Below are 20,893 nucleotides of genomic sequence, written 5' to 3'. Positions count from 1 at the left end.
GGACAAGCTCAACATCATGGGCCTGGCCTCGCCCGAGTCCGCGATCCTCTCGGCCGTCATCTTCAACGCGCTGATCATCGTGGCCCTGGTCCCGCTCGCCCTCAAGGGCGTCCGCTACCGGCCGTCCAGCGCCGACGCGATGCTCCGCCGCAACCTCGGGATCTACGGACTCGGCGGCCTGATCGCCCCGTTCATCGGCATCAAGATCATCGACCTGCTCCTCTCCCTCATCCCCGGAATCGGCTGACCGACCATGGCGAACAACTCCGTAGGCAACACCGGGCGGGTCCTCTGGGCGGGCCTCCGCGCCCTCCTCGTCCTGACCGTGGTGTGCGGCGTCCTCTATCCGCTCGCCGTCACCGGCATCGCCCAACTGGCCTTCCCCGGCAAGGCGAACGGCTCCGAGATCGAGAGCGGGGGCAGGGTCGTCGGATCCGAGCTCATCGGCCAGACGTACAACCTGCCCCTGAAGGACGGCGAGGAGACGGCGGCCCCGGACCCGAAGTGGTTCCAGCCGCGCCCCTCCAACGGCCTGGGCACCAACAGCGTCAACACCCGGTACCAGCTGATCCTCTCCGGCGCGACCAACCGCTCCGGGGACAACGAGGACCTGATCACCTGGGTCAAGGACGCCAAGGCGGCCGTCATCAAGGACAACTCGACGGCTTCGTACACCGTGAAGCCCTCGGACGTCCCCGCCGACGCCGTCACCTCCTCCGGCTCCGGCCTGGACCCGCACATCTCCCCGGCGTACGCGAAGCTCCAGGTCCACCGGATCGCCGAGAAGAACCACCTCACCGTCGCCCGGGTCGACGAGCTCGTCGCCGACCACACCGACGGCCGCGTCCTCGGCTTCATCGGCGAGCCCCGGGTCAACGTCCTCAAGCTCAACATCGCGCTCAAGGAACTGACCCGGGGCTGATGGCCTCGTCGAAGCGGCACGGGAGCCGGCGGGCCGGGATCGCCCCGGACCTGCCGGCTCCCGCTGACGTGGGACCCGCCGTGCCATGGTCGGCCTCAGAGGGCCTTGCGGTACCGGGCGGCGACCGAGGAGATCCACACCATCGCCGTGATCACCCCGACAGCGAGGGTGAGCGTGCCGGCCGTGCCGCCGCCCATCGCCCAGCCGTTGCCGAGCAGCAGCGCCGTACCCGCGACCCGGGAGCCGACGGCGTGCCGCCGCAGCCCGGCGCGGGAGAAGTGCCGGCCCAGGACGTAGCAGGCCGCGATCAGGGCCGTGAAGGTGACCGAACCGGCGGCGAAGTGGGCGTAGCTCTGCCAGGACAGCGCCGCGGGCATCCCGTCCGGCGTACCGACGGGGAAACCGTCGGCCGGGTCCATCACGAACACACCCGCCGCGATCATGCCGATGCCGCTGATCCGCACGAGCCGTGGCGCCCACGTGCCGCCGGGGGTGCCCCGCAGGGCCCGGCGCAGACCGCCGGCCCCGATGACTGTCAGGACGCCGGCCAGGACGAAGTTGGTGATCTGGATCCAGCCGAGGGACCCGTTCGCGAGGGCGCTCAGCGGGTGGCGGGTGATGTCGTAGCCGTCCCGGGTGGCGGCCTGGGCGAGGGCCACGAGGGCCCACAGCGGCTGCGCCACGACCGCGACGGTGAGCAGGGAGCGGGTGGTGGCGGGGGAGGGAGCGGCGGTGGGGGTGACGGTCGGGGCGGGGGCGGTCTGCGTGGCGGCCATGACGGGCTCTCTTCCGGTGGGCGGGGCGAACTGCTTCTCACCGACACGACGAAGAGGCCATGTGACAGGGAACGGCGCCATTCCCTGTCACATGGCCTTGTTCGACGCTTGGGCAGAAGCACCCGACCGGATCACGACCGGACATGCCCGGATCACGACCGGACAGACGAGAGGCACGGATATCCCATGCGCTACCTGATGACGACCAAGCCGTCCGACACCGCCCCCGACGAGAAGCTGTACGCCGAGATGGGCCGGTTCATCGAGGAGCTGACGGCCGCCGGCGTCCTCCTGGCCACCGGAGGCCTGGAGCCGGGCGGCATCCGTGTGACCTCCGCCGGGGACGAGATCACCGTGACGGACGGCCCCTTCGCCGAGGCCAAGGAGGCCGTGGCCGGCTTCGCGCTGATCGAGGTCCGCTCCCAGGAGGAGGCGATCGAACTGGCCCGCCGCTTCCGCCGGATCGTCGGAGACGGCGAGAGCGTCGTCCAGCAGGTCTTCGGCCCCTGACCCCCGGCACGCCCGTGGTCGGCACCCGTCGTGGCTTGCGAGCGAGCCACGGCGGGTGCTGTGATCGTTCCTGTGCTGCCGGACGTTCACCGCACGGTCGATGCGGCCTGGAAACTCGAGTCGGCGAAGATCGTCGCCTCGCTCACCCGCATGGTGCGCGACGTCGGTCTCGCTGAGGAGCTGGCCCAGGACGCCCTCGTCGCCGCCCTCGAACAGTGGCCCGTCTCCGGCGTCCCCGACAACCCCGGCGCCTGGCTGACGACCACCGCCAAGCGGCGCGCCCTCGACCACCTCCGCCGCGCCCAGCGCCTCGAACGCAAACAGGAGCAGCTCGCCCACGAACTGGGGCAGCGTCAGGAACGGCAACAGGGCCCCGACGCACGGCCGGACGACGAGCCGGACGACGTCCTCCGGCTCGTCTTCCTCTCCTGCCACCCCGTCCTGCCGACCGAGGCGCGAGCCGCCCTCACGCTCCGGCTGCTCGGCGGCCTGACCGCCGAGGAGATCGCGCGCGCCTTCCTCGTCACCGAGACGGTGATCACCCAACGCGTCGCCGCGGCCAAGCGGACGCTGGCCGAGGAGAGCGTCCCCTTCGAGCTGCCCGACGGCGACCACCTGGCCGAGCGGCTCTCCTCGGTCCTCGAAGTGATCTACCTGATCTTCAACGAGGGGTACTCGGCCACCTCGGGCGACGATCTGATGCGGCCCGGACTCTGCCTGGAGGCCCTGCGCCTCGGCCGGCTGCTCGCCGAACTGGCCCCGCGGGAGCCCGAGGTGCACGGGCTGGTCGCGCTGATGGAGATCCAGGCGTCCCGCGCCGCCGCACGCACCGGTCCCTCCGGCGAGCCCGTCCCCCTGCACGAGCAGAACCGGGGGCGCTGGGACCAGCTGCTCATCCGCCGAGGCTTCACCGCGATGCTGAAGGCCCGGGAGGTGGGCGGCGCCCCCGGCCCGTACATGCTCCAGGCGGCGATCGCCGTGTGTCACGCCCAGGCGAGGAGCGCGGAGGACACCGACTGGGCGCAGATCGCCGCCCTGTACGCGGCCCTGACCCGGGTCCTGCCGACGCCGGTCGTCCGGCTGAACCGCGCCGTGGCGGTCGGGAAGGCCCACGGGCCGCAGGCGGGGCTCGACCTGACCGACGCCCTCCTCACCGATCCGGTGCTCCGCGACTACCACCTCCTCCCCGGCGTCCGGGGAGACCTGCTGGCCGGGCTCGGCCGCTTCGACGAGGCCCGCGTCGAGTTCCGGCGGGCGGCCTCCCTCGCGCGGAACGCCGCCGAGCGCGCCTTCCTGGAACGGCGCGCGGACGAGCTCGGCGCCGCCGCTCCGGCGGGCCCCGTCCTGGGGCAGGCGGCCGAGGAGTTCCTGGGCCGGGACGACCTCGACCCCGCGACGAGCCGCTCGTACGGGCAGACGCTGCGCCGCCTGCGCCGCACCCTCGGCGACCAGCAGCCGCTGGCGTCCCTCACGGCGGAGCAGGTGGCGCGGGTGTTCACGACGACCTGGGGCGAGGCGGCACCCGCGACCTGGAACCGGCACCGGGCGGCCGTCCGATCCTTCGGCGCCTGGGCCAGCCTGGACGACCTCACCGCGGGGCTCGACCGCCGCGCCGGGACCCGCCCCCGGGCGCGGCCCCTCGACCCCGCGCAGCTCGACGCGGTCTGGAGCCTCCCGGACCTGCCGCTGCGCGAGGAGACGCTGTGGCGCCTGCTGCACGAGTCGGGCGCCGGGGCGACGGCCGTCCTCGCCCTGGACGTCGAGGACCTGGACCTCGACGACCGCCGTGCCCGTACCCGTATCCGTACGCCCGCCTCCGTCCGCCCCCGTGACGGACGGGTGACCTGGCGCTCCGGAACGGCCCGGCTCCTGCCGCTGCTGCTCGCCGGGCGGACGCGCGGCCCGGTCTTCCTCTCCGACCGGCGCCCCGGCCCGGCCCGTACCCCCGAGGCGGCCGACCTGTGCCCCGACACGGGCCGCCGCAGACTCTCCTACGAGCGCGCCGAGTACCTCTTCAAACAGGCGACCAGGCCCCTGGACCCGGCCCGCGACGGCTACACCCTGCACCGGCTCAAGCCGGCCCCCGGGGACCGCTGACCCGCGAGCGCGGTGAGTCGTCCGGTCGGCGGATGAACCGGCGGCTCCATCAGGACGTACGGCACGAGCCGATCCAGATGCCGGTGACGGCGCTGACGTAGCGGGCCCCGCAGCGGTCGGACGGGACGACGAGCTGCGCACCGGTCTCGTCGAGCGCCTCGCCGTCCATGCGGGTCGCGAGGAGCACGGGCGCGTCGCCGAAGTCGGCGTCGATCTCCGCCCACGACAGGACGGCGTGATGGCCGTCGCCGCCGCTCACGGCGAGCAGGAAACGGGAGCGCTCCTTGCGCCGCCCCGGGTCGAAGTCCGGCCGGGTCCCGGCCGCGACCTCGCGCAGCAGGGGGCCCGTGAACGTGTGGTGCTGCGGTCCCGCCGTGGCGCAGTCGAAGACGACCTCGGCCCGGTGCTGTTCCCAGCCCTGCCGTAGGTCCGCGACGGTGAGGGTGGCCGGGCGGGCCACGTCCCCCCAGACGGAGAAGGCTCCGGTGCGTACGGGGTTCGTGCGGGGTGCGGCGGCGCTGTGACGAGTCATCGTCAATCCCCTTCGGGCGGTCGATGCGGCCATCGATACGGGCGTCGATACGGCGATCCGTACGGCCGTCGATACGGCGGTCGCGCCCAGTGATACCCGACCGGCCCACCCGAGAATGAAGCCCGAGGAGGGCGGCCGGGACGACTGGTCCGGAAGCTGGAAAAGCGCCATCCCGCAGCCTCGCGCCCTGGATGATCAACCAGGAGGCATTTTCTGTCGGCGACCGTGCATCTACGATGTGTCTTCTCGTATTCACCTCTCGAATGTGAGAAGCGGGCCCATCCCGCGATCGCGCAAGGAGCCGCACATGCACGTCGAACATCTCCTCCGGCTCGACAGCCTCGACCTCACCCTGGTCTGGGGTGACGAGTCGCTGCTCGGCCAGGAGATCGGCGGAGTGACGGCCACCGACCTGGAGGACCCCACGCGGTTCCTGCAGTCGGGCGAGATCGTCCTCAGCGGACTGGTGTGGTGGAACCCCGCCGACGGACCGGCGCGGACGGAGCGCTTCGTCTCGGCCCTGCGCGAGGCCGGCGCCGCCGCGCTCCTCGCGGGCGAGGAGACGCACGGCGAAGTGCCCCGAGAACTGGCCGAAGCCTGCCGCAGGCACCGGATCGCCCTGCTCGCCGTACCGGCTCACACCAGCTTCCGGGCGATCACCGAAGCGGTCTACCTGCGCCAGTGGGGCGAGCTCAGCCGCCGCCCGTCGGACCTCTACGCCCTGCCGGAGAACGTACGCGGGGAGTTGGAGCGGGAGTTGGAGCGCGGAGCGTCCGTGGGCGATCTCCTTGAGAGCGCCTTCGCCCATCTCGGCACGCCGTCGTGCCACCTCCTGACCGGCAGCGGACGGACGATCGCCCGCACCGCCACCGCCGCCGAACTCCCCGCCCGGCGAGCCTCGGAGAGCCTGCGTGGCGCGCGCGGCGCGCAGGGGACGACGCTGCGCGTCGAGGCCGACGACACCGACTTCGACGCCTGGTACCTCCACCTGGCGGACGAGGGTCAGGTCCCGCCCCGCGTCCTGCACGAGATAGCCGAGGTCCTGGGCCGCCACCGGCGCCGTCACGACCGCCGCAGGGCGTCGCGGCGGCAAGCGGGGCAGGAGCTTGCCGCCCTCCTCGGCATACCGCACGCCGACACCAACGCCCTGGAGAACGCCCTGAGTTCGTGCGGACTGACCGACCGGGGCGGTTACACCGTGGTCGTCGCGTCAGCGACGCCGGCGGCGGCGGAGGAGGGCGCGGACGCGGGAAGCGCCGCCGCCGCACTCGCCGAGGCGCTGAGCCACCTTCCCGGGATCTCGTTCGCCGTCGGCGCCCGCCCCGGAGGCGAGGCGCTCGCGGTGATCACGCACGACGGCATCGCGCACGACACGACCGCACAGGGCATGACCGCACAGGACGGGGCCGAGGGCGTCGACCGCACCGTCCGGGCCGCCCTGGGCGAGACATGGCCGCTCGTCCACGCCTGCCGGCCCACCTCCGCCCTGTACGCCGGGGTGAGCGAGCCCGTCGCCGGCCCGGCCGGGCTCGGGGCCGCCGTCGGCCAGGCGCGCTACGCCCTCGCAGCGGCCGCCCGCACGGCGGCCCCGCACACGGCGCACGTCGCCGCCGCCGAGGATCTCACCAGCCTGGAGGCGCTGCTCGCGGGCGTCCCCGACGACGTCAGGGAGGTGTACCGGACCACGGTCCTCGGGCCCCTCCTGCGCGGCGGCCGCTCCTCGAACGCCCTGCTCCTGGAGACCCTGGAGGTCTTCCTGGCGCACAACTGCTCCTGGGCCAGGACCGCCGAGACCCTCCACCTGCACGTGAACACGGTCCACTACCGCGTCCAGCGCGTGGAGACCCTCACCGGCCGGGACCTGTCCCGCCTGGACCACCGGCTGGACCTGCGCGCAGCGCTGCTGTGCCGCTGAGAGGACCGCTCCGCTGAGAGCACCGCCCGGCGCAGAGGACCGCTCGGTCAGGGCAGATCGACGTGGACGTTGGTCGACTTGACCCGTGCCGTGACGGTGACGCCGACGTCCAGGCCCAGCTCCTCCACGGCCTCCCGCGTCACGAGGGAGACCAGCCGGTGCGGCCCGGACTGGACCTCGACCTGCGCGGCCACGTCGTCGACGCGAACCGCCGTCACGATCCCCACGAAGGCGTTGCGTACGGAGGTCGGCACGTCCTCCGGCACGGCGTGCAGACCGGCGCCCCGCTCCTTGGCGAAGGCCGCCAGGCCCACCCCGTCGATCACGCGGTTGCCCGAACCGTCCCGGTCCATGCGCAGGCGTCCGCCGTCGGCCCACCGGCGGACGGTCTCCGAGCTCACTCCGAGCAGTCTCGCTGCCTGGCCAATGCTGTACGACGGCATGTACCGCACTCTAGATCCCCCGGCGCCGTGCGAGTGCGGGGGAGCGACGGGCGGGCCGGTAGCACGTGCCCCCGCGGCGGTCAGGCCGCGGGCTTGCCGGGCTGGTCGTGCGTGGCGCAGTGGATCCCGCCACCGCCGGAGGCGATGGTGTCGATCTGCAGCTGGACGACGTCCCGGTCGGGGAAGTGCTCGCCCAGGATGGCCTTCGCCCGGGCGTCGGCCTTCTTGTCGCCGAACTTCGGCATGAAGACCGAGTCGTTGGCGACGTAGAAGTTCGCGTAGGTGGACACGAAGTCGTCGCCCTCGCCGGTGATCCTGTCCAGGTCGGGCTGCGGCAGGTCGACGATCTCGAAGCGCCGGCCCCGCGCGTCGGTCGCCTTGCTCAGCACCGCGCGGGCCTGGTCGGCCGAGCGGGACCAGGAGTCCGCGGGAGTGCCGGGGAACGCCTGGTCGAGCAGGACCACGCCGGGCGCGGTGAACCGTACGAGGCTGTCCACGTGCGCGTCCGTGATGTCCTCGCCGCGGACGCCCGCGAGCCAGACCACCTTCTCCACGCCGAGGGTCTCGATCAGCTCGTCCTCGATCTGGTCCCGGCTCTTCCCGCGGTTGCGGTTGTCGTTGACGATCGAGCTCTCCGTGACGAGCAGGGTGCCCTCGCCGTCGGTCTCGAAGGAGCCGCCCTCGGCGACGAGCGGTGCCTGCTCGCGGGGAATGCCGTAGCGCGCGAGCAGCTTGCGGCCGACCTGCGCGTCGTTGGTGTGTTCCTGCTTGTTGCCCCAGCCGTTGAAGTTGAAGTCGACCCCGAGGAGCTTGCCGTCGTCCTCGACGAAGACGGGCACGGTGTCGCGGGCCCACAGGTCGTCGACGGCGAGCGGGATGACCTCGACCTGCCTGCCGCAGGCCCGCTGCGCCGCGGCCACCTGCTCCGGGCGGGCCATCATCACGACCTCCTCGTACTCCCCGATCGCGCGCGCGATGCGGGCGATGTCCTCCCGCACGTAGGGCAGGTCGTCCTCCCAGACGGAGGCGAGGGCCGGCCAGGACATGAACGTCCGGGTGTGGCTGTCCCACTCGGCGCCGAAGTGGCGCTCCCCACCGGCGGAGGGGGTGCGCGAGGGGGTGCCGGCCGTGCCGCCGAGCGTGGGGTCTTCCGGGCCGCAGGCGGTGGCGCCGAGGCCGAGGGCGGCGCCGATGCCGGCGAAGGCGCGCAGGGCGGTGCGACGGGTGGGGAGGAAGGGGGACACAGAGTGCTCCGATCGTGGGCTGGCGAGAGTATCCGGCGGCGGCCGTGGGGTTGCGGGGACGCGGCGTGGTGACGGAATCGCGGGCCTTGGCTTCACGCGTGCGGCGGCCGCGTGGAGGCGGCGGCGCGACGGCGTGAGTGGGGGTGGCCGTGATGACACTGTGACACTGACTGGATTTTCAGTCAAATATCGGGGAAGGGGTCGGGGAGAGGGTCCGGCGGGGGCCCCGTGAGGCTCGCTGTAGGGTTGGTGTCGATATTGACTGAAACTTTAGTTAAGAGGCACTCTCGGCGCGGGGAGCGCCGTGCACCCCATCGGCCCTGCCGTTCCGTACCGCCGAAAGAGCCGCCCATGCCCTCCCCTCTGCCACCCGTGGTCCAGCCGGCCCACCTGCCGCTGAAGCCCGACGACCCCCACGAGATCGGCGGCTACCGGGTCCACGCCCGGCTCGGCTCGGGCGGCATGGGCGTCGTCTACCTCGCCCACACCCCGGGCGGCCGGCCCATCGCCCTGAAGGCGGTGCGCGAGGACTTCGCCGCCGACCCGGAGTTCCGGCGGCGGTTCGCCCAGGAGGTCGAGAGCGCGCGCCGCATCCACGGCCTGTTCACCGCGCAGGTGGTGGACGCCGGTCCGGACGACGTCGTCCCCTGGCTGGCCACCGCCTACGTCCCCGGCCCCTCGCTCCAGCAGGTGGTCGAGCGCCACGGCCCGCTGCCGGCGCCCGAGGTGCTGCGCCTGGTCGCCGGGATCGCCGAGGCCCTGCAGGTCATCCACGGGGCGGGCGTGATCCACCGCGACCTCAAGCCCGCCAACGTCCTGATCGCCGAGGACGGCCCGCGCGTCATCGACTTCGGCATCGCGCGTGCGGCCGACTCCACCGGGCTCACCGGCACCGGCCTGCGGATCGGCACCGCCGCGTTCATGGCTCCCGAGCAGGCCCTCGGACACGCTGTGACGCCCGCGACGGACGTCTTCGCGCTCGGCGCCACGGCCGCGTACGTGGCCGGCGGCGTCCTGCCGTTCGGGGCGGGGCCCGAGTCTGCGGCCCTCTACCGCGTGGTCCACGAGCCCGCCGACCTCTCGCGCGTACCGGCGGAGCTGCGCGAGCTCATCGGGTACTGCCTGGCCAAGTCCCCGGAGCGCCGCCCCACCCCGGCGGAGCTGATCGCCGCCGTCGGCCCCGGCCAGGACCTCGGCGGGCTCCGGCCCTCCGGCGGGCACCGGCCGCCCGTGCTCGGTGGCGGGTACGCGCCGCACGACAGCCCCACGCGGGCGGCGGCGCCCGCCGTCCACGTGCCCACGGAACGGGTCGCGACGGACGGCGGTTCGCTGGGCGGGGGTGCGCTGGGCGGCGGTGTGCCGGGCGGATCGGCCGCGGAGCGGGATGTGGAACCCGCACGGAAGGGCGGATCGGCCGCGCGGCGGGGCCGGCGTCGTGGTCGTACGGCTCCGGTGGCCGGCGGCGCCGCCATCGTCGCCGGTCTTGTGGCGGCGGCCGGCGTCGCGTACTGGCTGACGACCGATCCGGACCGAGGCGGGCGGGCCGCCGAGTACACGCCGGGCTACGCGGACGTGGAACTGACCGCTCCGGACGACGGCTACGAGTTCGACCTCGGCACCGGGAAGGTCGCGCCCGCCGAGACCGCCGTCTGGTATCTCGCCCGGGACAAGAGCGGGTTCGTGCTCCCGGAGGACGCCGACGCCTTCGTCGCCTCGGGGTACGCGCTCGGCCCGGCCGACTGCGAGCGCGGGGTCGACGCGGAGCCGGTGACGAGCCTGCCGTTCGACGAGCTCGCCGACGAGCGGCCGTTCTGCGTGCGCAGCGCCGACGGCGAGCGGCTCGTCGTGGCGCGACTCGTCGAGGGTGGCTCCGGCACCGGGCCCGTCACGGTCGTGCTGAGCCAGTACCGGCGGAACGGCTGACCTGGGCGGTGGCGGCGGCGGTGGCGGTCGTGACCGCCGGCGGCCGGGCCGGGCGTGGGTGCCGCCCGGCGGTCCGGATAGGGTTCGTGACATGGCATCTCGTAGTACTCAGATCCTGGAAGCGGCCGCCCGGGTCATCGCCCGGCGCGGGGTCCGCGGGCTCCGCGTGGAGGAACTCGCCGAAGAGGCCGGGGTCTCCACCGGTCTGATCTACTACCACTTCAAGGACCGCACCGGAATCCTGCGCCACACGCTGGAGTTCATCAACAGCCGTGCCGAGCGGTACACCGCGGCGCAGGACGAGGCGGCGGAGCCGCTGACCCCCCGCGAGGAGCTCGACCAGGTGCTGATCCTGGAGCTCCAGGACACCCCGGAGGTACGGGAGAACAGCACGGCCTGGGGCGAGCTCCGGGCCAGCGCCGTCTTCGACCCGGTCCTGCGCGAGGACCTCGCGCGGGCGACCCTGGCGTGGGTGCAGGAGGTGGCCGGACTCCTCGGCCAGGTGGAGCCCCTGGCGCCGGCGGTCGGGCTCGCCGCGTCCGCCGAACGGCTCACGGCCCTGCTGGAGGGCCTGAGCATGCGCTGGCTGAGCGGCGGCCTGACGATCGACCACGCGCGGACGCTGATGGCGGACGCCGTCGAGGTGGAGCTGGCCCGGCTGCGGCAGGCGTAGCCCCGGCCTTCCGCCCTCCCTCCTGACCCGACTCCGTCGCGCCGGACACAAAGTCCAAGCGCCGCGGTCGCGTGTCCATGTGCACGGCCCGTGCGGCGCGCTTCTGTGTATCCAGCCGCCCGGAAGGGCCGCGCACGGAGACCAGTCAGGAGTCCCCCCATGTCAACTCCTCGAAGAAGCATGATCGGTACGGTCGTCGCCGCCGTCGCCCTCGCGATGGCCGCGAGCGGCGCCGAAGCGACAGCGCCCGCACCGGCCGCCGCACCGGAGCAGGCGTCCGCGACCGCCGCCACGTACAGCGTCACCGTCGGCGCGAAGGGATCGTGGTCCCAGCCCGACGACACCCCGGCCTCCACCTACATCGACAAGGACGGCACCTTCTACTTCCAACAGGCCCACGCGCTCTACGGATCGACGCAGCAGCGCAGGTGGAACTTCTTCACCGGGACGAACTTCGACACCGCCGTCCGGTCGAGTGCCATCAGCGACGCCGTGAACCCGGCGAACGCCAACGACCGGAACAACGACACGACGTGGCGGTGCAACAACAGCCCGACCGGCCTGGAGTCCACCTACCCGCCGGCCGGATCGTCCTACTCCCAGCGGAACTTCTGCGACCTGGCCGGGGTGTGGGTCGACCCGGACACCGGTGACTGGTACGGCCTCGTCCACAACGAGTTCACACCGCAGCCCTTCGGTGACGGCGTCCACTTCGACGGCATCGACTACGCGGTCTCCACCGACCAGGGCAGGACGTGGACCGTCAAGGACCACGTCATCACCTCCCCCTTCAGCACCCGGCGGGGCGACACGGCGGCCTTCCCGCAGCAGACGTACCACTACGGCGACGGCGACCAGCGTCTGTTCGTCGACACCGCGTCGGGGTACTTCTACGCCTTCTACGGCTCGCGGATCGTGGAGAAGGGCGGCGGCTGGAAGGCCTTCCACGCTCACGTGGCGCGCGCCCCCATCTCCGGGAAGATGGCGCCCGGTTCCTGGAAGAAGTGGTACGACGGAGCCTGGACCGAGCCGGGAGTCGGCGGCCGCGAGAGCAACATGACGCCGGTGACGGCTTCCGACACGAGCGGCCACACCCCGGTCGGGGGCGAGTACGACCCGGCGAACTCCGGCACCGTGAGCCAGCAGGTCGCGGCGGGCAGGATGCCCCCCACCTCACCCCTGTTCGTCATGGACATCACCTACAACGCCCACCTGGGTCTGTACATCGGCGAGCCGCAGGCCGTCGACCAGAGCGGCAACGCCCCCCAGGAGATCTACGCCACCGACGACCTCACCACCCAGAAGTGGTTCCGTCTCGGCGACACGGGCAGCTACCGGAACGCGTCGTGGTACCGCTGGTTCCTCGACGGCGTGAACAAGACCGGATCCGGGATCGTCGGCAGGAACTTCCGCTCCTACTGCTCCTTCGGCTGCTCGGGCGGATCGTCCAGCGAGTACGTCAACCTCGCCGTCGACTCCTCCGCACCCGCCGCGCCCGTCGACACGGGCAAGGCCTACCGGATCGCCGCCGCGGGCGGTCGCGTCCTCGCCCAGGTCGCCGGCGGTTCGGCCACCACGTCCGTACCGGCGGCCACCGGAGCCGACCTGGAATCGTGGATCTTCACCGCCAACGGAGACGGCTCGCACCGGATCGCCAACGCCGCCACCGGGCAGCTCCTCGGCGTCGACTCCGCCACCACGGGCAGTCGCGCCTGGGGCACCAGGCCGACGGTCACCCCGGCCCCGGCGGGCGGCCCGGCCGTGGGGCAACAGTGGTTCGTGATCCCCGGCACCTCCGCCGCGGACGGCTCGCCGAACGGAACGTACCGCCTGGTCAACCGCTACAGCGGACTCGTGATCGGCCTGTCGGGCACCGCGAACCGCCTGGCCGAGACGACCCCCACCCGCACCTGGACCAACACCACGGGCAACGCCGTGGGCGGGACGCGGACGGCGGACGAGCAGACCCTGACCCTCACCGCCGTCGGGCAGGCCCCCGTCGTGATCGCCGACGGCAACCACACGCTCACCGCGAGCGGAAAGGCCCTGGACAACCCCGGCCACAGCACGACCGCCGGCACCCAGCTCGTCATCTGGACCCCGAACGGCGGTGCCAACCAGTCCTGGCTCTTCACCCGCGGCGGCGACGGCTCCTACGAGCTCGCCAACGCCGAGTCGGGGCTCTGCGCCGACGTCGACGGGGGCTCGACGACCGCCGGGGCCAAGGTGATCCAGTGGAACTGCACCGGCGGCGCCAACCAGCGCTGGACCGTGACACGGCTGGCGAGCGGCGCGTACACCGTCGCCTCCGTGAAGAGCGGACTCCTGCTCACCGCGGCGGCCACGACCAACGGCGCGGCGGTCACCCAACAGCCCGGCACCGGCTCGGCATTGCAGCAATGGACCATCAACTGAGGCCTGCCGGGCGCCCTGGGTTTCCAGGGCTTCCATGATTGTTTCCAAGGAGCTTCCCGGGGCTCAATTGGTCATGTGCCTGACAGTATGAGCGCTGTGCCACTCCACTCACGGCACCCGAAGGGAGCGATCGGCGCATGACCAAGCCCGAGAGCGCGGTGTACGACTACGACGTCGTCATCAGCGGAGCCAGCCTCGCCGGCAGCGCCGCGGCGACCCTGCTCGCCCGGCGCGGTGTCCGCGTCGCCCTGCTGGAGCGCCGCTCGGACCCCGCGGCGTACAAGGTGCTGTGCACCCACTCCCTCACCGCCAACGCCTATCCGGTGCTGGAGGAGCTCGGTCTCGTCCCCGAGCTGGAGAAGGCGGGGGCCGTGCGCAACGAGGCCCGCTGGCACACCCGTTGGGGCTGGATCCACCCGAAGGCGGCGCCGGCGGGCCCGGCGCTGCCGTACGGCTACAACGTCCGGCGCAGCACCCTCGACCCGTTGATCAGGTCCCGCGCCGCCGAGACCCCCGGCGTGGACCTGCTCCTCGGTCATCAGGTGACCGGCCTGATCCGCGAGGCCGGGCGCACGGTCGGGGTGCGCGCGTCGACACCGCAGGGCGAGCGCGAGATCCGCGCCCGTCTCGTCGTCGGCGCCGACGGCAAGGACTCGGCCGTGGCGAAGTTCGCCGACGTGCCGTCCCAGGAGTACGAGAACACGCGGTTCGGGTATCTCGCGCACTTCCGGGACCTGCCGCTGCGCGACGGGATCGCGCACACCTGGTTCCTCGAACCCGACATGGCGTACGCGTTCCCGAACGACGACGGGGTGACGGTCGTGGCCGTGGTCCCGGACAAGAAGTGGCTGCCGGCCTTCCGGGCGGACCTGGAGGGCAGCTTCCTCTCCTTCGTCCGCGATCTGCCCGAGGCGCCTCCGATCGACTCCGCCGAGCGTGTCACGAAGATCATCGGCATGGTCGACCACCCCCTCCGCAGTCGCCGGCCCACCGCACCGGGCGTCGCGCTCATCGGCGACGCCGCCCTGACGAGCGACCCCCTGTGGGGAGTGGGCTGCGGGTGGGCCCTGGAGTCCGCGAAGTGGCTGGCCGAGGCGATCGCGCCGGCCGCGACCGGCACAGGCGATCTCGACCGGTCGCTCGCGGCGTACGCCCGCGGACACCGGCGCCGGCTGACCGGCCACCAGAAGCTGGCGATCGACTTCGCCAAGGCCCGGCCGTTCAACCCCGTGGAACGGCTGATCTTCTCGGCTGCGGCGCGCGACGAGTCGCTGGCCCGGCACATGCACCTGTTCGCGTCCCGCCTGATCGGCCCGCTCCGGTTCCTGAACCCCGTGGTCATGGCCAAGGCCTGGGTCGTCAACCTCAGGCATCGCGGGGCGTGACCCCGAGCGGACCCCGGGGACATCGACCCGGAGGCCGTCCCGTCACTCGTCCGTGTGGTTCGCCGGGCACCGGCGCACGTCGAAAGCCGAGAGCGCGCCCGGTGATCACGGGCGTGCACACGGCGGGACGGGCGCGCGCCCGGCGCACGTGCCGCCCGGGGGCGGCTCCGGCGCACACGCCGTGTCCCTACACTCCCCGCACATGTCGCTCTGGCTGCTCAACCACTTCAGCACCACCACCCTGGCCGTGGTCACCGTCGGCGGGACCGTCGTCCTGGCCGTCGCCGGCAGCGTGCTCCTCCGCCGCCGGTACCCGTCCCTCGCGGAGGGCGAGCACAACGACATGGTCGGGGTGACGCTGGGGATGTTCGGCGCGATCTACGGGATCATCCTCGCCTTCGTCATCGTCACCCTCTGGACGCAACTGGAGAGCACGCAGACCATCGTCGCGACCGAGGCGACCGACATGGCCCTCATCGCCCGTGACGCCGCCGCGTTCCCGCCCGACGTCCGCGCCCGCCTCGACACCGCCCTGAGCGCCTACGTCCACGGGGTCGTGGAGGACCAGTGGCCGCTGATGCGCGAGGGAAGGCCGAGCCACGGGGCCACGGCGAGCCGGTTCCAGACCGTCTTCGAGGTCCTCCAGGCGTACGAGCCGAAGACCGCCCGCGAGGAGGTCTTCTACGAGGAGGCCGTCTCCCACCTGAACGACGTCGCCTCCCAGCGCCGGGCCCGGCTCACCATGGCCGAGCAGGAACTGCCGCCGCTGCTCCAGGCGTTGGCCTTCGGAGGAGCGCTGGTCCTGATCCCGCTCACCTTCCTCTACGGCATGCGCAAGCTGCGGATCCAGATCCTCTTCGTCGCCTCGGTCGCCGCTCTCATCGGCTTCAGCCTGCTCCTGGTCTTCGTCCTCGACCGGCCGTTCGCCGGAGAGCTCAGCGTGAGCCCCGCGCCGTACCGGGAGGGAGCCCTCGCGCAGTACTGGACGGAGTGACCCCGCCGGCGGAGCACCGGGACGTCCCGTCCCGGCCCTCCGCCGCCCGAGGCCTCAGTCCGTCCGCTCCCCGAACGCGCCGAGGATGCGCTCCGCCGCGAGCGTCGCGGTCAGCTCGCCGTTCCTCACCAGCTGCTCGACGTCCGGGGCGAGCGCCCGTACCGCCGGATGGGAGTTCAACCGGCCAAGGAGCTCGTCCTTGACCATCGTCCAGGCCCAGTCGACCTGCTGGTCCCTGCGCCGGGCGTCGAGCCGGCCCGCGGCGTCGAGGATCGAGCGGTGGTTCTCCAGCCGCTCCCACACCTCGTCCAGGCCGCTCGACTCCCGTGCGCTGCAGCTGAGGACCGGCGGGGTCCACACCGCCTCCCGGCCGTGCATCAGCCGGAGCGCGCTCGCCAGTTCCCTGGCCGCGGCGCGGGCGTCGGTCGCGTGCGGACCGTCCGCCTTGTTCACCGCCACGACGTCCGCCAGCTCCAGGACGCCCTTCTTGATGCCCTGCAACTGGTCGCCGGTGCGCGCCAGCGAGAGCAGGAGGAAGGAGTCGACCATGTTCGCCACGGCCGTCTCCGACTGGCCCACGCCGACCGTCTCCACCAGGATCACGTCGTAGCCGGCGGCCTCCATGACCACGATCGACTCCCGCGTCGCCTTGGCGACGCCGCCGAGGGTGCCCGCGCTGGGGGAGGGGCGGATGAAGGCCGCGGGATCCACCGCGAGCCGCTCCATCCGCGTCTTGTCGCCCAGGATCGAACCGCCGGTCCGCGTGGAGGACGGATCGACGGCGAGGACGGCGACCCGGTGCCCGAGGCCCGTGAGCATCGTGCCGAAGGCGTCGATGAACGTCGACTTCCCCACCCCGGGCACACCGCTGATGCCGATCCGCCGCGCCCGGCCGCTGTGCGGCAGCAGCCGGGTGAGCAACTCCTGGGCGAGCACCCGGTGAGCGGGCCGGGTGGACTCCACGAGGGTGATGGCGCGCGCCACGAGGGCGCGCTTCCCCTCGCGTACGCCCTTCACGTACGTGTCGATGTCGATGGCCATGGGATCAGAGATCGTGTCCCAGGTCGGCGGCGAGCCGGCGCACCAGGTCCGCGGCCGCGTCCGGGATCACCGTGCCGGGCGGGAAGACGGCGGCGGCCCCCATGTCGAGGAGCGTGGGGACGTCCTGGGGCGGGATGACCCCGCCGACCACGATCATGATGTCCTCCCGGCCCTCGGCGGCGAGCTCCTCCCGAAGTGCCGGGACGAGCGTGAGGTGACCGGCCGCCAGCGACGAGACGCCCACGATGTGGACGTCCGCCTCGACGGCCTGCCGGGCCACCTCGGCCGGGGTCTGGAAGAGCGGGCCGACGTCGACGTCGAAGCCCAGGTCGGCGAAGGCGGTGGAGATCACCTTCTGGCCTCGGTCATGACCGTCCTGGCCCATCTTGGCGACCAGGATGCGGGGGCGCCGGCCCTCGGCCTCCTCGAAGGCGTCGACGAGCGCGCGGGTGCGGTCCACGGTCGGGGACTCTCCTGCCTCGTTGCGGTACACGCCGGAGATCGTACGGATCTGGCCCGAGTGCCGCCCGTACACCTTCTCCAGGGCGTCGGAGATCTCTCCGACGGTGGCCTTGGCGCGCGCCGCGCGGACGGCCAGCTCCAGGAGGTTCCCGGAGCCCCCGGCGGCCCGGGTGAGGTCGTCGAGCGCGTCCTGGCAGGCACGCTCGTCCCGCTCCGCGCGCAGCCGCCGCAGCTTCTCGATCTGCTGGGCCCGGACGGAGGAGTTGTCGACCTTCAGGACGTCGATCTGCTCGTCCCCGTCGACCCGGTACTTGTTCACGCCGATGACCGGCTGTCGTCCCGAGTCGATCCGCGCCTGCGTACGGGCGGCGGCCTCCTCGATGCGCAGCTTCGGGATGCCCGCGTCGATGGCCTTCGCCATGCCGCCGGCCGCCTCGACCTCCTGGATGTGCTTCCAGGCACGGCGGGCCAGGTCGTACGTCAGTCGCTCCACGTAGGCGCTGCCGCCCCACGGGTCGATGACCCGGGTCGTCCCCGACTCCTGCTGGATCAGCAGCTGGGTGTTGCGCGCGATGCGGGCCGAGAAGTCGGTCGGCAGCGCGAGCGCCTCGTCGAGGGCGTTGGTGTGCAGCGACTGCGTGTGGCCCTGGGTGGCGGCCATCGCCTCCACGCAGGTGCGGGTGACGTTGTTGAAGACGTCCTGCGCGGTCAGCGACCAGCCGGAGGTCTGCGAATGGGTGCGCAGCGAGAGTGACTTGGCGTTCTTGGGGTCGAACTCCTTGACCAGCTTGGCCCACAGGAGGCGGGCCGCGCGCAGCTTGGCCACCTCCATGAAGAAGTTCATGCCGATCGCCCAGAAGAACGACAGGCGCGGTGCGAACGCGTCCACGTCGAGCCCGGCCTCGCGGCCCGCCCGGATGTACTCGACCCCGTCCGCCAGCGTGTACGCCAGCTCCAGGTCGGCCGTCGCGCCCGCCTCCTGGATGTGGTAGCCGGAGATCGAGATGGAGTTGTAGCGCGGCATGTTCTGCGAGGTGAAGGCGAAGATGTCGGAGATGATCCGCATCGACGGCTTCGGCGGATAGATGTACGTGTTGCGGACCATGAACTCCTTGAGGATGTCGTTCTGGATGGTCCCTGTGAGCATCGAAGCCGGCACCCCCTGTTCCTCGGCCGCGACGATGTACAGGGCGAGGACGGGAAGCACCGCGCCGTTCATCGTCATCGACACCGACATCTTGTCCAGCGGGATGCCGTCGAAGAGCTGCCGCATGTCGTAGATCGAGTCGATGGCCACGCCCGCCATGCCGACGTCGCCGGTGACGCGCGGGTGGTCGCTGTCGTAACCGCGGTGCGTCGGCAGGTCGAAGGCGACCGACAGGCCCTTCTGGCCGGCCGCCAGGTTCCGCCGGTAGAAGGCGTTGGACTCCTCGGCGGTCGAGAAGCCCGCGTACTGGCGGATGGTCCACGGCTGGTTGACGTACATCGTCGGGTACGGGCCGCGCAGGTACGGCGCCGTGCCCGGGTACGTGCCGAGGAAGTCGACGTCCTCCAGGTCGTGCCCGGTGTACAGCGGCTGGACCGCGATGCCCTCCGGGGTCTCCCAGAGCGAGCCGTCTCCGTCGGAGGCCTGCTTGGCGGCGGCGCGCCACTCCTCGGTGCTGCCGGCGGCGGACGGCGACCCCAGTTCGATCCCGGTGAAGTCCGGGACTCCCATGATTCCCATCAGGAGGACACTCCCATGCGGTCGAGGGCGGCGGTGAGCACGGCGACCGCGTCGCACCCCGCGAAGACGTACGTGTCGACACCGGCGTACGAGCCCGGCCGGCCGGCCAGCGCCACGTGCCCGGCCCCGGCCTCCCGGAGGGCCGCGGCGGCGGACTCGGCCTGCTCCTCGTAGAGGGCGTCGCTGGAGCAGAGGCAGGCCTCGGTGGCCCCGCTCTCCTCGAACGACCCCTCGGTGACGGGCTCGATGCCGCCCGCCTGGAGGAGGTTGGCGGTGAAGGTGAGGCGTGCGGTGTGCGCGGCGGCGGGCCCGAGGGCCGCCAGGTAGACGCGCGGTCGGGCGCCCGTCGCGGCGAGGTGGGCGTCGGAACGGGCGCGCAGCGCCTCGTACGCCTCGTCGCGTCGGACACGCGGAAGACCGCCGCCCGGGGCGACCGGCGCCGGCTCGCGCACCACGGGCTTCTCCGCCAGGTGCGGGAACTCGCTGACACCGGTGACCGGTTCGCGGCGCTTGGCGAGCCGCTTGCTGCGCTCCGCCCAGTTGGCGGCGAGCTCCCGGCCGACCAGGCCCGAGCGCAGGGCGGCCGCCAGGCCTCCCGCCCGCTCGATCTCCTGGAAGAACTCCCAGGCCGCCTGCGCGAGTTCGTCGGTCAGCGACTCCACGTACCAGGAGCCGCCGGCCGGGTCGATCACCCGGGACAGGTGCGACTCCTCGATGAGGATCGTCGAGGTGTTCCGGGCGATCCGACGGGAGAAGGAGTCCGGCAGGCCCAGGGTGTGGTCGAAGGGGAGCACGCTGACCGAGTCGGCGCCGCCGACGCCGGCCGCCATCGTGGCGATCGTCGTCCGCAGCATGTTCACCCACGGGTCGCGGCTCGTCATCATGACCGAGGACGTCACCGCGTGCTGGCGCTGCGCGCCGGCCGACGGCGCGCCGCAGGCCTCCGCCACCCGCGCCCACAGCCGGCGGGCGGCGCGGAGCTTGGCGATGGTCAGGAACTGGTCGGCGGTGGCCGCGTAGCGGAACTCCAGCTGCCCGAGGGCCTGTTCCACGGTCAGGCCGCCCTCGGTGAGCGCCCGCAGATAGGCGACACCGCCGGCGAGCGCGCAGCCGAGCTCCTGTGCGGTGGAGCCGCCGGCCTCGTGGTACGGCAGGGCGTCCACGGTCACGGCCCGCACCTGCGGGTACGTCTCCGCGCAGCGCCGCGCCAGAGCGACGGTGCCGGGGAAGTCGTCACCGTCGTAGGCCTGTCCGGTCCGGGCCTCGGTGCCGAGCGGGTCGGCGCCGAGGTTGCCGGCGGCGGCCTCGGGAGCCACGCCACGGCGCTCGAAGATCGCGAACAGCTCGTCCGCGGCGGCCGAGGTCTCCGGGCCGGCGTCGAGGGCGACCGGGGCCAGGTCGAGGTAGACGCCCTGGAGGAGCCGGTCGAGCTCCGCCACCGGGACGCCGGTCGGCCCGACGGCCAGCCACAAGGAGGTGACGCCGTTCTCCAGGTCGGTGAGGACCGCCTCGGGATCGGACGCCACGTGCCGCTGGCGCACGTCCCAGCCGCTCGCGGTGTTGCCCTCCGCCCGGCCGCCGCGAACGAACGGGGCGAAGCCGGGGAGGCCGGGATCGGGGACGGCGTCGGCGGCCGTGTACAGGGGGCGGGCGCGCAGGCCGTCCTCGAGGGCGGTGGACAGCGCGTCCTCGGCCTCGGTGTCCGGTACGTCCTTGCCCGACCTGCTCAGCACGCCCGCGACGAGGCGACGCCACTGGTCGTGGGTCGCTGCGGGGAACTCGGCGGCCAGGGAAAGGCCATCGTCAGGCAGCACAGTCATGCCTCGGATGCTAGG

16 protein-coding genes and 1 pseudogene are annotated in these 20,893 nt (G+C 72.7%); 10 read left to right on the top strand and 7 right to left on the bottom strand.

The features are described 5' to 3' along the window. Positions 1-247: pseudogene (locus SGA01_RS18285) on the top strand (potassium-transporting ATPase subunit B); the annotation flags it as partial. A gap of 6 nt (positions 248-253) precedes the next feature. Then, the gene (locus SGA01_RS18280; protein WP_141297538.1) at positions 254-922 is read left to right on the top strand and encodes a potassium-transporting ATPase subunit C; all 669 of its coding nucleotides are present in this window, start codon (positions 254-256) and stop codon (positions 920-922) included. A gap of 95 nt (positions 923-1,017) precedes the next feature. On the opposite strand, the gene SGA01_RS18275 is transcribed toward SGA01_RS18280, so the two are convergent. Further along, positions 1,018-1,698 (bottom strand): DUF998 domain-containing protein, encoded by a 681-nt coding sequence (locus SGA01_RS18275; RefSeq protein ID WP_141297537.1) that lies wholly within the window; start codon positions 1,696-1,698, stop codon positions 1,018-1,020. 186 nt (positions 1,699-1,884) lie between these two features. Here SGA01_RS18275 and SGA01_RS18270 point away from each other — a divergent pair, with 186 nt between their 5' ends. Then, positions 1,885-2,208, top strand: coding sequence for a YciI family protein (locus SGA01_RS18270; RefSeq protein WP_141297536.1), 324 nt, complete (start codon positions 1,885-1,887; stop codon positions 2,206-2,208). Positions 2,209-2,280: 72 nt separating this feature from the next. Beyond that, positions 2,281-4,305, top strand: coding sequence for an RNA polymerase sigma factor (locus SGA01_RS18265; protein WP_229917880.1), 2,025 nt, complete (start codon positions 2,281-2,283; stop codon positions 4,303-4,305). 49 nt (positions 4,306-4,354) lie between these two features. Here SGA01_RS18265 and SGA01_RS18260 read toward each other — a convergent pair whose 3' ends face one another. Continuing rightward, positions 4,355-4,837, bottom strand: a complete 483-nt coding sequence (locus tag SGA01_RS18260; RefSeq protein ID WP_141297535.1) for a molybdopterin-dependent oxidoreductase — start codon at positions 4,835-4,837, stop codon at positions 4,355-4,357. Between the two features lie 307 nt (positions 4,838-5,144). Between SGA01_RS18260 and SGA01_RS18255 the strand changes: the two genes are divergently transcribed. Then, complete coding sequence (locus SGA01_RS18255) at positions 5,145-6,752, top strand: helix-turn-helix domain-containing protein (RefSeq protein WP_141297534.1); 1,608 nt, start codon at positions 5,145-5,147, stop codon at positions 6,750-6,752. A gap of 47 nt (positions 6,753-6,799) precedes the next feature. On the opposite strand, the gene SGA01_RS18250 is transcribed toward SGA01_RS18255, so the two are convergent. After that, positions 6,800-7,195, bottom strand: a complete 396-nt coding sequence (locus tag SGA01_RS18250; protein ID WP_055645950.1) for a TOBE domain-containing protein — start codon at positions 7,193-7,195, stop codon at positions 6,800-6,802. Between the two features lie 80 nt (positions 7,196-7,275). Next, complete coding sequence (locus SGA01_RS18245) at positions 7,276-8,439, bottom strand: agmatine deiminase family protein (RefSeq protein ID WP_141297533.1); 1,164 nt, start codon at positions 8,437-8,439, stop codon at positions 7,276-7,278. A 351-nt stretch (positions 8,440-8,790) separates the two neighbouring features. Here SGA01_RS18245 and SGA01_RS18240 point away from each other — a divergent pair, with 351 nt between their 5' ends. From SGA01_RS18240 to SGA01_RS18220, 5 genes are all read left to right on the top strand, one after another. Next, the gene (locus tag SGA01_RS18240; RefSeq protein ID WP_141297532.1) at positions 8,791-10,362 is read left to right on the top strand and encodes a serine/threonine-protein kinase; all 1,572 of its coding nucleotides are present in this window, start codon (positions 8,791-8,793) and stop codon (positions 10,360-10,362) included. A 91-nt stretch (positions 10,363-10,453) separates the two neighbouring features. Further along, on the top strand, positions 10,454-11,035 hold the full coding sequence (locus SGA01_RS18235; RefSeq protein ID WP_141297531.1) for a TetR/AcrR family transcriptional regulator: 582 nt from the start codon (positions 10,454-10,456) through the stop codon (positions 11,033-11,035). A gap of 159 nt (positions 11,036-11,194) precedes the next feature. Further along, the gene (locus SGA01_RS18230; RefSeq protein ID WP_141297530.1) at positions 11,195-13,450 is read left to right on the top strand and encodes an RICIN domain-containing protein; all 2,256 of its coding nucleotides are present in this window, start codon (positions 11,195-11,197) and stop codon (positions 13,448-13,450) included. A 137-nt stretch (positions 13,451-13,587) separates the two neighbouring features. After that, on the top strand, positions 13,588-14,835 hold the full coding sequence (locus tag SGA01_RS18225; RefSeq protein ID WP_141297529.1) for an NAD(P)/FAD-dependent oxidoreductase: 1,248 nt from the start codon (positions 13,588-13,590) through the stop codon (positions 14,833-14,835). A 202-nt stretch (positions 14,836-15,037) separates the two neighbouring features. Continuing rightward, a complete protein-coding gene (locus SGA01_RS18220) occupies positions 15,038-15,829 on the top strand; it encodes a bestrophin-like domain (RefSeq protein ID WP_141297528.1) in 792 nt (263 codons plus the stop codon). A 54-nt stretch (positions 15,830-15,883) separates the two neighbouring features. On the opposite strand, the gene meaB is transcribed toward SGA01_RS18220, so the two are convergent. The 3 genes from meaB to SGA01_RS18205 are packed head-to-tail and all read right to left on the bottom strand — an operon-like array spanning position 15,884 to position 20,878. After that, positions 15,884-16,870, bottom strand: a complete 987-nt coding sequence (gene meaB, locus SGA01_RS18215; protein ID WP_141297527.1) for a methylmalonyl Co-A mutase-associated GTPase MeaB — start codon at positions 16,868-16,870, stop codon at positions 15,884-15,886. A 4-nt stretch (positions 16,871-16,874) separates the two neighbouring features. Further along, complete coding sequence (scpA, locus tag SGA01_RS18210) at positions 16,875-19,049, bottom strand: methylmalonyl-CoA mutase (RefSeq protein WP_141297551.1); 2,175 nt, start codon at positions 19,047-19,049, stop codon at positions 16,875-16,877. Positions 19,050-19,057: 8 nt separating this feature from the next. After that, positions 19,058-20,878, bottom strand: coding sequence for a methylmalonyl-CoA mutase subunit beta (locus SGA01_RS18205; RefSeq protein WP_141297526.1), 1,821 nt, complete (start codon positions 20,876-20,878; stop codon positions 19,058-19,060). Between the last annotated feature and the right edge of the window lie 15 nt (positions 20,879-20,893).

The sequence above is a fragment of the Streptomyces gardneri genome (assembly GCF_006539185.1).
GTDB lineage: Bacteria > Actinomycetota > Actinomycetes > Streptomycetales > Streptomycetaceae > Streptomyces > Streptomyces gardneri.
This window is presented reverse-complemented; position numbering and strand designations above follow the sequence as displayed.

What these genes read in the sequence shown, in the direction of transcription:
- SGA01_RS18280 (WP_141297538.1), top strand. Translation starts at nt 254, where the DNA reads ATGGCGAACAACTCCGTAGGCAACACCGGGCGGGTCCTCTGGGCGGGC.
- SGA01_RS18275 (WP_141297537.1), bottom strand. Translation starts at nt 1,698, where the DNA reads ATGGCCGCCACGCAGACCGCCCCCGCCCCGACCGTCACCCCCACCGCC.
- SGA01_RS18270 (WP_141297536.1), top strand. Translation starts at nt 1,885, where the DNA reads ATGCGCTACCTGATGACGACCAAGCCGTCCGACACCGCCCCCGACGAG.
- SGA01_RS18260 (WP_141297535.1), bottom strand. Translation starts at nt 4,837, where the DNA reads ATGACTCGTCACAGCGCCGCCGCACCCCGCACGAACCCCGTACGCACC.
- SGA01_RS18255 (WP_141297534.1), top strand. Translation starts at nt 5,145, where the DNA reads ATGCACGTCGAACATCTCCTCCGGCTCGACAGCCTCGACCTCACCCTG.
- SGA01_RS18250 (WP_055645950.1), bottom strand. Translation starts at nt 7,195, where the DNA reads ATGCCGTCGTACAGCATTGGCCAGGCAGCGAGACTGCTCGGAGTGAGC.
- SGA01_RS18240 (WP_141297532.1), top strand. Translation starts at nt 8,791, where the DNA reads ATGCCCTCCCCTCTGCCACCCGTGGTCCAGCCGGCCCACCTGCCGCTG.
- SGA01_RS18235 (WP_141297531.1), top strand. Translation starts at nt 10,454, where the DNA reads ATGGCATCTCGTAGTACTCAGATCCTGGAAGCGGCCGCCCGGGTCATC.
- SGA01_RS18230 (WP_141297530.1), top strand. Translation starts at nt 11,195, where the DNA reads ATGTCAACTCCTCGAAGAAGCATGATCGGTACGGTCGTCGCCGCCGTC.
- SGA01_RS18225 (WP_141297529.1), top strand. Translation starts at nt 13,588, where the DNA reads ATGACCAAGCCCGAGAGCGCGGTGTACGACTACGACGTCGTCATCAGC.
- SGA01_RS18220 (WP_141297528.1), top strand. Translation starts at nt 15,038, where the DNA reads ATGTCGCTCTGGCTGCTCAACCACTTCAGCACCACCACCCTGGCCGTG.
- meaB (WP_141297527.1), bottom strand. Translation starts at nt 16,870, where the DNA reads ATGGCCATCGACATCGACACGTACGTGAAGGGCGTACGCGAGGGGAAG.
- scpA (WP_141297551.1), bottom strand. Translation starts at nt 19,049, where the DNA reads ATGGGAGTCCCGGACTTCACCGGGATCGAACTGGGGTCGCCGTCCGCC.
- SGA01_RS18205 (WP_141297526.1), bottom strand. Translation starts at nt 20,878, where the DNA reads ATGACTGTGCTGCCTGACGATGGCCTTTCCCTGGCCGCCGAGTTCCCC.